This window comes from Anabaena sp. WFMT, from assembly GCF_051781005.1.
Classification (GTDB): domain Bacteria; phylum Cyanobacteriota; class Cyanobacteriia; order Cyanobacteriales; family Nostocaceae; genus Anabaena.
The window spans coordinates 225,080-235,872 of sequence record NZ_JBPWOA010000016.1 but is presented as its reverse complement, the minus strand read 5'-3'; the positions used below and the strand labels follow the sequence as shown (position 1 = coordinate 235,872).

Here is a 10,793-nt window from a genome sequence, read left to right as displayed (position 1 = left end):
ATTAATTTAAGCTCTAATATTTTTTTGATTAAATTAGAATATTTATTTTTTTTAATATAAATTAGCAATTATCCTGTCAAGAGCATTGTAGTTTTAAAGCTAAAGTTTCCTAGTAGGTTTAGTCATATTTTTAACGCTGGTTTTATTGTACAACCTGATTTACGGGTTCAAGATGGAATAGGGGATGCTTTTGGTTGCGGCTAACTTGGGTGATGAGAGGTGTTTAATTTAGTCTTTGCAAATATAATATACCTTCTATTAGGCTTTAGCAGTCGTTGGCATTTGAAATTATTGAGCAAATTCTCTTGACTGCGAAGTTGGAAGGTGGCGATGTATCATACGCAGTATTTATGTATTGGGATTTGCTGCGGCTGACTAAGTAAGGATCTTTGTATTTAACAGAAGCCGTCTATAGTACATAAATGTTAGGATTGCCACAGAAAGAGAATAGCGTGCATAGAAGGAAAAAAAACTGAATGGCAGAAGTTGATAAGTCAATATCCTTTGATGGACGGGATATTCGGCTGAAGGTTGGACTATTAGCCCCCCAAGCTGGCGGGTCGGTGTTGATACAATCGGGAGATACGGCTGTTTTGGTCACAGCTACGCGATCGCAAGCCAGAGAAGGCATTGATTTTCTTCCCCTGACTGTAGATTACGAAGAAAGATTGTATGCAGCGGGAAGAATTCCCGGTGGGATCATGCGCCGAGAAGGTCGTCCACCAGAAAGAACGATTCTTACCAGCCGTCTCATCGACCGTCCTTTACGTCCCTTGTTCCCTTCATGGTTGCGGGATGATTTGCAAGTTATTGCTTTCACCTTGTCAATGGATGAGCAAGTACCACCTGATGTATTAGCTGTAACCGGTGCTTCAATTGCTACCCTAATTGCCCAAATTCCCTTTAATGGGCCAATGGCAGCAGTCCGTGTAGGTTTAGTGGGTGATGATTTTATTATTAACCCCACCTACGCAGAAATTGAAGCCGGAGATTTGGATCTGATAGTTGCGGGTTCTCCAGATGGTGTGATCATGGTGGAAGCTGGAGCCAATCAGTTACCAGAACGAGATATTATCGAGGCAATTGATTTTGGCTACGAAGCAGTGCGGGATTTAATCCAAGCGCAGTTAGATTTGTTGGATGAACTGGGTCTAAAAATTGTTAAGGAAGAACCACCAGAAGTAGACCAAACACTAGAAAACTATATCCGCGATCGCGCTAGTGCTGAAATTAAAAAAATCTTGGCGCAATTTGAGTTAACTAAACCACAACGCGATTCCGCTTTAGATGTTGTCAAGGATGGCATAAAAGCTGAAATTCAAGCTCTTCCCGAAGAAGATCCCATTCGTACTGCCGCATCTGCAAATAGTAAAGCCCTTGGTAATACCTTCAAGGACATTACCAAATACTTTATGCGCCGTCAAATCGTTGAAGACAACGTTCGCGTTGATGGTCGCAAACTAGATGAAGTCCGGCCTATATCTTGCCAAGTTGACGTTTTACCCAAACGGGTTCACGGTAGCGGTTTATTTAACCGGGGTCTAACCCAAGTCTTAAGCTGTTGCACTCTCGGCACACCAGGAGATGCTCAAAACCTCAATGATGACTTGCAAGCAGACCAACACAAGCGTTACCTGCATCATTACAACTTCCCTCCCTTCTCGGTTGGGGAAACTAAGCCAATGCGTGCGCCAGGAAGAAGAGAAATCGGTCACGGTGCATTGGCAGAAAGAGCAATTTTACCTGTGCTACCGACAAAAGAACAATTCCCCTACGTGATCCGCATAGTTTCGGAAGTGCTTTCTTCTAACGGTTCCACCTCAATGGGTTCAGTTTGTGGTTCCACCCTTTCTCTTATGGATGCTGGTGTACCCATTCTTAAACCCGTTAGCGGTGCTGCTATGGGTCTGATTAAGGAAGGGGACGAAGTGCGAATCCTCACCGATATTCAGGGTATTGAAGACTTTTTAGGTGATATGGACTTCAAAGTTGCTGGTACTGATACTGGTATCACTGCTTTGCAAATGGATATGAAAATATCTGGTTTGTCTTTGGAAGTTATTGCTCAAGCTGTTCATCAAGCCAAAGCGGCTCGATTGCATATTCTGGATAAAATGCTCCAGACTATCGACACTCCACGGGCGGAAACTTCAGCTTATGCCCCACGCCTGTTGACGATCAAGATTGATCCCGACATGATTGGTCTAGTCATTGGACCCGGTGGGAAAACGATTAAAGGTATCACTGAAGAAACTGGTGCAAAAATTGATATCGAAGACGATGGCACAGTCACCATTTCCGCAGTTGATGAAAGCAAGGCGAAAAGAGCGCGTAACATTGTCCAAGGCATGACTCGCAAGTTGCATGAGGGAGATGTTTACGTAGGACGTGTAACACGGATTATACCCATTGGTGCGTTTGTGGAATTTTTGCCAGGAAAAGAAGGCATGATTCACATTTCTCAATTAGCTGACTATCGTGTTGGCAAAGTTGAAGATGAAGTAGCAGTTGGTGATGAAGTGATTGTCAAAGTGCGCGAAATTGACAATAAAGGTAGAATTAACCTGACACGCTTGGGTATCCACCCAGATCAAGCAGCTGCGGCGCGGGAAGCTGCGGCAGTAAATCATTAAATTGATTGAGGATTTTAGATTTTGGATTAGGGATGAATCGCAAATCTAAAATCCGCGATGCCTGTACAGTAGGCATCGCTGTACGATCTTTAAATTATTTTTGAATAGCCGAATCATCAGAAGCCGAAAAACTGAAGTCGCGGCTACACTAACACATAAGTTAGTATTATTACGAGTACTATCAAGTACCCAAAACTTTTCAGTGAGAATTTATAAGATATGCAAAATGAGGCAATACTGAAACTAAAGCCGCGTCCTCTCCGCTTAGTTTATTTAGCAAATACAACAACAGACCTAAAAAATGCTGTGACACTTTACACGCATTTATGGGGTGGCTTCTCAAATGCTATCTTTCCAGTACCTGATGATACTGATAAACTTATCCTCTTGCAGTACGCCTTACAGTCAATTAATCCTGATTATATTTTCTTGCCAGAGCAAAACCTTCCAGAAAATGTCATTGAAATTTTAGATCAGTTTCCAAGTCGTTGCTTAAAACTTTCATCCGACCGAATTGAAAACATAGCTAATCTTAATGATTATCTTCCTGGTCTTCCATTGCAGACAGTAAATGGTTCTCAAAAAAGAGAATTTCCACACATTTTTAGGGTAGTAAATTCTATATACAAAAATTCCTTATCTGACACTAATATTTGTTTAATTTCAGATAATTCTATATTTGAACATGAGATATTTTTGCAATTTGGTAAACCATCGAACCAATATCAAGGATACCTAAGCAATTATCTCAATGCTCGTTTAATTCCCATCAATTCTATTGAAGCTTTACTAAAGGCAAGCTTACTAACAGCAACAAGAATATTCAGAAACTCACTCTCTATGACGAAAATGGAGATTATCTATACAGAATATTCAGTTTTTGATGGTATTGGCGATCATGAAAAAGTTTGCAATTTATTCCTTTATGAATCTAATGATATTAATATTGCAGCTATTTTTTGGAACTACCGCCGTTTAGACATAGGTTATAGTAATAAATTCCTTTTGCCTAAAAAAGACTTCATTGAAAAATTAGAAGAATGTATTTCAATTTTGGATAATTTTTTTCTATCAATGCAAGAGTTGATAATTTATGTGAACTTCTCCCATGAGGAAGCGATAGATTTAGCCAACCAAATTAATACTATTTTTAACAAATTTGAACGAGATATTTTTGTAAGAGTATTTTATCAAAATTCCGGTTTTGACTTTAAGCCAGGAAGCGTTTACTCTAGCAAACCAGTTATTACAACACGAGAAATTTCATCATTAGATAAATCTATACGCTTTAGTCCTATCATACCCTCTGGACACGAAAATTCTAATTATCTTTTTGGATATGATGCAGAAATTGACTTTGCCTCTGGTAAATCATTTTCTGCACCTTTTACACAAACTTCTGCTGTACTCCTATCTAATCACATACAACAAATTAAATATTCAGAAAATTCTCAATATCCTCTATTAAAAGATTGGCAACAGCGGAAAACACAACCTGTACGACCTGCTGAAAAGGGTGTTACGGGGTTAGTTTACTCTAACGAAGAATGCCGTATATATTTCCCTGAAAGTGAAGAAATTATTGCAAGATGGTTAAAAAGTAAAGGTTTATTTTTTGAATTAAATGATCATACTCGCTATGCTAAAGGATTTATTAAACGTTTTGGAGGTTTTGATAAAACTAGAGATTTAATTATGTCAGGTGGAGCCAAAATATTTTTGGCTTTTGGTACTAGTGAATCCTCGGAAATCAATAAATTAGATGGAAATAAATTAAAGCATTCACATAAATCTGAACAAAGTGGATTAAAGTGTTCACAAATAGAGGGTTTTTTAAAACAAAAATTAAATCTAAGTCAGGGAGATGCAAGGAAGATAGTCAAGCAAAATCTTCCGGCATTATTGGAAGCAGGGTTATTATACCGAGGACACCCTCTAAAATGCCCAACCTGTGGATTAGAAGACTGGTACAAGCTTGAAAAAGTTAACGAATTTGTTGAATGTAATGGTTGTGCAGAAAATTTCCAGTTGGAAAGCTTGACTAGTTTAGAATTTGCATATAAACCTAATGAATTAGCAACCCGGTTTCTCAAGACTGGTGGACAGGCTGTACTTTCAACAGCAGTTTTTTTATCCTGGCTTGCTTCTTCTGGATATATTCAACTAGGAGGAGACATTTCACACTTAGGAGAAAAGCAGTCCTTTGCAGAAATTGATTTATTTATTATTGTTAAAAATGTTTTAATACTTGTTGAATGTAAGTCTTGCCGTGTAATAGATGAATCCAAAGCTAACGATATAATCAAGCATCTTGAAAGAGTAATTGAAACAGCAGTCCTTGTAAGCGCCAAAGTAGTAGTTTTAGGTGTTGTAACTACATTAGTTACCTGTGACTTACATTCCCTTGTGAGTGATGTGGCACAAAATGCAATCGAAAAAGAAATTGGAGTACATCTCCTGCTCAATGATACGTTTTATCTATGGGGTCAACAAGAGAACGCGGTAACAGAACAATGGCAACTAAATGTGATGGATCTTCTAGTTCCAGAAAAGGACTTGCCACAGAATCCAGATGTATCTGTAGGAGAACCTGTAAGAGTATATAGTTGGAACGAGGGAGATCAGCTGGTAAATAGAGACTTACTGGAATGCTGGAAGCAAGAATTTTAAAGGTTTTAGGACTTATGCAAAAAACCTCTCAAACTCTTATTTCTCTGAGTCCTCTGCGCCCTCTGCGGTTCGATTTTCCGTGACTGGTGCGTAAGTCCTAGGTTTATATGTTCGTGTAGCCGCTGCAATTGCCCTTATCCTGCTCCTCTTTGCCAATTTGTCAATTTCAGGTATTTTTGGTACATAAAGATTAAGTAGCCTACATGGTTTACTTTTATCCCATACTTGACATCAAGCATAGTGAGTGCTAAACGTCTACCAGAAACAACAGCCAATGTCAGAATTACCCGTCAATCTTGGCAACATGGCTTTCTTGAAGGTGAAGTCAGCGCCGGCGATTTTGAATGGCATTTTCAGTGGCATTTCCGTCGGGGAGAACTTTCTGTCAAGCCTTCCCAAGGTCGGGCTTTAATCAAAGAACCTCTCGGCCGCTTTCTGGAAACACAAGATTACCAGTTAGAACCAGGAGGCGATTATGCTTTTACTATTCGGGCTGAGTTGTAGGTTATGCGATCGCTACAGTCATCAGTTGTAATTGGCATTAGAAATACTAGCAGTCAGACGATTTAAGTATCTTTCAATTAAGAGAATGGCCACAATGTCATCTATTGGTCGTGGAGGTTGACGCATTCCCTTTGGTAAGAGTTTGGTGAGTCCTCTGGGTGGAAACATCTGCCAATAGCGATCGCGTGCTTCTAAGGTACTATATCGCTCATCTATTAAAATAATATTCAGTGAATCTGTTAATTCCTGATTTAGCCGCAGTTTCCACTTTTTCGCCGTTGTTTGGTCGCCCATCACAATTAAGGAAATAGGAAATCTTTGTCGTAGTGTCTCAATTTGAGCGATCGCATCACCAGCAGGAACAACTTGATGATAATACAATTGCCGATCTAGTCCCATCACGGCTACACCACATTTATCTCGACCGGGATCAAAGCCTAAAATTGCAGGTTGTGTATTAGTCATTGGTCATTGGTTAATTATTCTTCTGCTGCTGCTTCCCCTACCCTAAGTACTAAATAAAATTTGTCCGTTGAGTAGAGCAACCAACTTGACTCTCAACGGACCTGCTGTATAAGTATCCTCAGCGGCTATAGCTTTAATTTCCAGCGGTTGGTCAGACTGTTGCAATTGGGCAAAAAAGCGGAGGAATGTACCATCTATCTGCACAGTTTCAATAATTCCCGCATTTCGAGCGCGGAATTGGGAAGCAGAAATTAATAAATCTAGGCGTTGCCTTAGTTGATATGATGTCATATTTTTCATATCGCCAGAAGTTGTCGCCAGTATTTCACCTGTGGAAAACACTAATTGATTCCGCGTGGCATCAGCAAAGAATTCTATCTGATTTTCTCCTCTAACGTAATTACCCGCTGAGAAAATTCGCACCACATATTCTCGACCATCATTAATTTGTTTGATGAGTTGATCAACCCTATCTTGAGTAACACGCAATAACTCTGCATTTGCCGGATTTGTGCCAGGTTCACTTAATTCTAGGTTGGCATTGCGGTTGGCTTCCCGCAAAATTTGTATTACTACCTGACGAGCTGCCGTAGGTCGAGCTACACGCACCACACCAGCTGCTAGAACTTGACCCCGCACTATAGCCAATTTACCCAGACGCAAGTCACGGTATGACTGGTAATATTTTTCTAGCCGTGCTACTTCCTGTTCTAAATATTTTTGCTGTTTTTCTAACTCTTTGAGACGAGATTCTCTAGTAGCAATGACTTGCTCTCGATTTTTAATTTCTAGATTACGATTTTGAATAAGTTTATCTAGCTGAGTAATTTTCTGATCACGCTTTTCAATCGCTTCTTGGCGATTAGCAAGTTCGCGATCGCGTTTTTCAATAGCTGTCTTCGCTTCGTCAATCGCTTTTTTCGCTTCCACATACAATCGCTGGCGTTCTATTTTTAACTGTTCAACCGCTGCCTGTAATGTCTTGCGCTGATTATAAAGGTTTTCTAATTCCCCTGTGGCTTGTTGGTACTGACTCACCACTTCCCCAAGTTGGCTTTGAGTCCCTTGGAGTTGAGCTTGTGTTTTAGCTTGTTGGCTAATGGTGCGATTAAGTTGGGCTTGTGTTATCTGTTGTTTGGCATTTGCTGCTTGCAAGGACTGATTAATTTTCTGTAAATCTTGTTGTGCCTGGGTTTGTTCTTTCCTGGCTTGATTGAGCTTATCTTCTACCTGACTTTTTTCCGTTTCTGCGGTTTTGAGTTGTTCTCGCTTATTTCTGAGGTCATTTTGAATGTCCTCTAATTCAAATACTCCTTTCCGCAATCCTTCATCAGCAGCAAATAAAACCGCTAGAGTTGATGCTGAAATCAAGCCACCTGTAAAAATAGTGACTAGTACCGCCGTTTTTTTGGGACGCAGGTTGAAAAGTGAGAGACGTGCTTTGCCAACTCGTGTGCCGATGCGATCGCCCACGGTGGCAATTACGCCTCCCAAAATTAAAATTGCTGCAATGAGGATGTACCCAGTGGCCATCTTTAACTACCGTTCACGTAGCGTGCCGGAGGCATAATCTTTCCAGATACAGCCTACTACTTTCAACCATAGTCTGTGGGGAAAAGAAGATTGACAAAAGCATGAATTACTCAATTTTTAGATTTACCTCTAATTGTTTGGGGACTGGGGATCGGGGACTGGGGACACTTTGACAAGTCTTACAGTGAGCTTGTCGAACTGCTCAGTGCATCGCTGGGGATTAAGGACTGGGAAAGAGGTTATAAATAAATTTCCCCTGCCCCTTGCTCCCTGCTCCCCTTCGACTACGCGGTAGTTGAGCGAAGTCGAAACTCACGGCAAGCCTGCCCCCTATCACCTGCCCCCTGTTCCCTAACTTTATGTAAATTGCCTACTTAAAGTTACAGGTTTATGCACAGTAATCTTCTTTTTGTGGATCGAAATCATTTTTTTCTCACGTAAATCTCCCAGTAACCTGGTGACAGTAACGCGAGTAGAACCAATTGCTTCAGCGATCGCTTGATGAGATAATTTCAAATCAATTGTGATGCCATCAGCGCAAGGTACACCAAAATCTCGACAAAGAATTAATAAAAAACTCACCAATCTAGAACCCATATCTCGGTGAGCAAGCGTTTCAATCATCATCTCTGTCTGAAGAATCCGCGAAGAAAGACCCCGCAGCATTAACATAGATAATTCTGGATTTTCCTTGAGCGCTTGCTCCACTTGTTCAATTGGCGCTGAAAGCAATTCTACAGCGGTAAATGCCACCGCATGGTAAAATCTGTCTGATTTATTGCCCGTTAGCAACGACAACACACCAAAAACGCTATTTTCCCGCAGCAGCGCTACCGTTATTTCTTCTCCTGCCTCGTATACCCTGGAAAGTTTTACAGCACCCTTGAGAAGAAAATAAACTCGTTCGGCAGGATCGCCGGGAAAAAAGATCGTTTTGTTGCGTTCAAACGTTTCCACAACCGGAGGAAACGCTCCGGTCGCCATCTGACGAAAAACATTTGCTAGGGCTTTATCTTGTGTCACGATCATCTCCCTTCCCCTACCCAATGCCGGAAAAACAAAAACTGATTACCTAAGAATACACCTGAAAAATCAAGAAAGCACCGTCAACCTTTTTGTTTTTTCCTATACTCAAATTTACTGCTTTATAGTCATTTGTTTATTATGATACCTAATTCTTGTTATTTTTAGCCATCAATTGTTGATAAGTAGTTTCAAAACCTCAAGTTAAAAGGTTTTTTTCTATAAAAATTTCCGATATCTTTATAACTTCTTAAACAATCAGCAAAAATTTTGTTGCACTCAGCACCCTAATTAATTAGATTTATTGAAAATCACGCCGCCAACAAAGTCAAAATAGGCTCAGATTCTAGTATGCTCCTATTGATTGATCAAATTAACAATTTCTATGCTGAATCTGTCCGGAAAAAACGCCCTAGTAACAGGTATTGCCAATAATCGCTCCATCGCCTGGGGTATTGCCCAACAACTCCACAAAGCAGGTGCTAACTTGGGTATTACCTATTTGCCAGATGAAAAAGGCAAATTTGAGAAAAAAGTCTCAGAATTAGTAGAACCCCTCAATCCCAGCTTGTTCCTTCCCTGTAACGTAGAAAACGAAGAGCAAATTCAATCTACCTTTGAAACAGTCCGCCAGCAATGGGGTAAGATAGACATCCTCATTCATTGCCTAGCTTTTGCAAACAGAGATGATTTAACTGGAGATTTTAGCCAGACCTCCCGTTCTGGTTTCAATAAAGCTTTGGAAGTTAGTACTTATTCACTAGTGCAGTTAAGTGGTGCTGCTAAACCGCTGATGACAGATGGTGGGAGTATTGTCACTCTTACATACTTGGGCGCAGTCCGGGCAATCCCTAACTATAACATTATGGGCGTAGCTAAAGCTGGATTAGAAGCAAGTGTACGTTACTTGGCAGCTGAACTTGGCCCCCAAAATATTCGCGTTAATGGTATTTCCGCAGGCCCTATCCGCACCTTGGCATCTTCAGCGGTGGGTGGTATTTTGGATATGATTCATCACGTTGAAGAAGTCGCTCCTTTGCGTCGGACTGTTACTCAGCTAGAAGTGGGTAATACAGCAGCTTTTTTGTGCAGTGATTTGGCAAGCGGCATTACTGGACAAATCCTGTATGTAGATGCAGGATATGAAATTATGGGAATGTAATAGGAAGCAGAAGAAGCAGGGGGACAGAAGAAAGCTCAATACTCTCTCCCTCATCTCCCTATTTCTAATGACCATGACCAATGACCAATGACCAATGACCAATGACCAATGACTAACAAACGCATTGCGACAGTTCACCGCACTACTGGGGAAACAGATATTCAAGTTACTATCAATCTTGATGGTACAGGCATCTGTAAGGCTGCGACTGGTATTCCTTTTTTGGATCATATGTTGCATCAAATAGCTTCTCATGGGCTGTTTGATTTAGATATTCAAGCTCAAGGTGACTGGGAAATTGATGATCACCACACTAATGAAGATGTGGGTATTACGTTAGGTCAAGCTTTATATCAAGCACTAGGTAATAAAAAAGGTATTGTCCGCTTTGGTAATTTTCTTGCACCCTTAGATGAAGCTTTAATCCAGGTGGCTTTAGACTTTTCTGGAAGACCTCATCTTAGCTATAGTTTAGAAATTCCTACTCAACGGGTAGGAACTTATGATACTCAATTGGTACGCGAGTTTTTTGTGGCATTGGTAAATCATAGCCAAATGACCTTGCATATTCGCCAGTTAGATGGTATAAATTCACATCATATTATTGAAGCAACTTTTAAAGCTTTTGCTAGAGCCATGCGAATGGCAGTAGAAATAGATCCTCGTCGTGCAGAGACTATTCCTAGTTCTAAAGGTGTTTTATAAGTTGCTAGGAAAAATGTTAAAAAGCTCATTGGTTGGCGATAAATGACACATTAAAATAATGAGTGCTATTTATTATCGTCCTACCAGATATTCTGTAA

General features: G+C 40.4%; 8 protein-coding genes. 5 read left to right on the top strand and 3 right to left on the bottom strand.

Annotation, left to right across the window (positions count from 1 at the left end; genetic code table 11):
• Positions 1–476 precede the first annotated feature (476 nt).
• The 3 genes from ACSQ6I_RS08610 (at position 477) to ACSQ6I_RS08600 (ending at position 5,807) form a co-directional block, all read left to right on the top strand.
• The gene (locus ACSQ6I_RS08610; protein WP_438889933.1) at positions 477–2,633 is read left to right on the top strand and encodes a polyribonucleotide nucleotidyltransferase; all 2,157 of its coding nucleotides are present in this window, start codon (positions 477–479) and stop codon (positions 2,631–2,633) included.
• A 219-nt stretch (positions 2,634–2,852) separates the two neighbouring features.
• A complete protein-coding gene (locus ACSQ6I_RS08605) occupies positions 2,853–5,303 on the top strand; it encodes a hypothetical protein (RefSeq protein ID WP_438889932.1) in 2,451 nt (816 codons plus the stop codon).
• Between the two features lie 240 nt (positions 5,304–5,543).
• Positions 5,544–5,807: a DUF3146 family protein gene (locus ACSQ6I_RS08600; protein WP_015214646.1), complete on the top strand. Its 264-nt coding sequence runs from the start codon at positions 5,544–5,546 to the stop codon at positions 5,805–5,807.
• A 21-nt stretch (positions 5,808–5,828) separates the two neighbouring features.
• On the opposite strand, the gene ACSQ6I_RS08595 is transcribed toward ACSQ6I_RS08600, so the two are convergent.
• The 3 genes from ACSQ6I_RS08595 to ntcA form a co-directional block, all read right to left on the bottom strand.
• Entirely contained in the window at positions 5,829–6,272 is a 444-nt protein-coding gene (locus tag ACSQ6I_RS08595) for a pre-16S rRNA-processing nuclease YqgF (RefSeq protein ID WP_438889931.1), read from the bottom strand.
• A gap of 42 nt (positions 6,273–6,314) precedes the next feature.
• Positions 6,315–7,805 (bottom strand): DUF3084 domain-containing protein, encoded by a 1,491-nt coding sequence (locus tag ACSQ6I_RS08590; RefSeq protein WP_438889930.1) that lies wholly within the window; start codon positions 7,803–7,805, stop codon positions 6,315–6,317.
• A gap of 357 nt (positions 7,806–8,162) precedes the next feature.
• The gene (ntcA, locus tag ACSQ6I_RS08585) at positions 8,163–8,834 is read right to left on the bottom strand and encodes a global nitrogen regulator NtcA (protein ID WP_015214649.1); all 672 of its coding nucleotides are present in this window, start codon (positions 8,832–8,834) and stop codon (positions 8,163–8,165) included.
• Positions 8,835–9,213: 379 nt separating this feature from the next.
• Between ntcA and fabI the strand changes: the two genes are divergently transcribed.
• Together fabI and hisB are read left to right on the top strand one after the other, a co-directional pair.
• Positions 9,214–9,990 carry an enoyl-ACP reductase FabI gene (fabI, locus tag ACSQ6I_RS08580; RefSeq protein ID WP_438889929.1) on the top strand — a complete coding sequence of 259 codons (777 nt, stop codon included), beginning with the start codon at positions 9,214–9,216 and terminating at the stop codon, positions 9,988–9,990.
• Between the two features lie 108 nt (positions 9,991–10,098).
• Positions 10,099–10,695: an imidazoleglycerol-phosphate dehydratase HisB gene (hisB, locus tag ACSQ6I_RS08575; protein WP_438889928.1), complete on the top strand. Its 597-nt coding sequence runs from the start codon at positions 10,099–10,101 to the stop codon at positions 10,693–10,695.
• Positions 10,696–10,793: the final 98 nt, after the last annotated feature.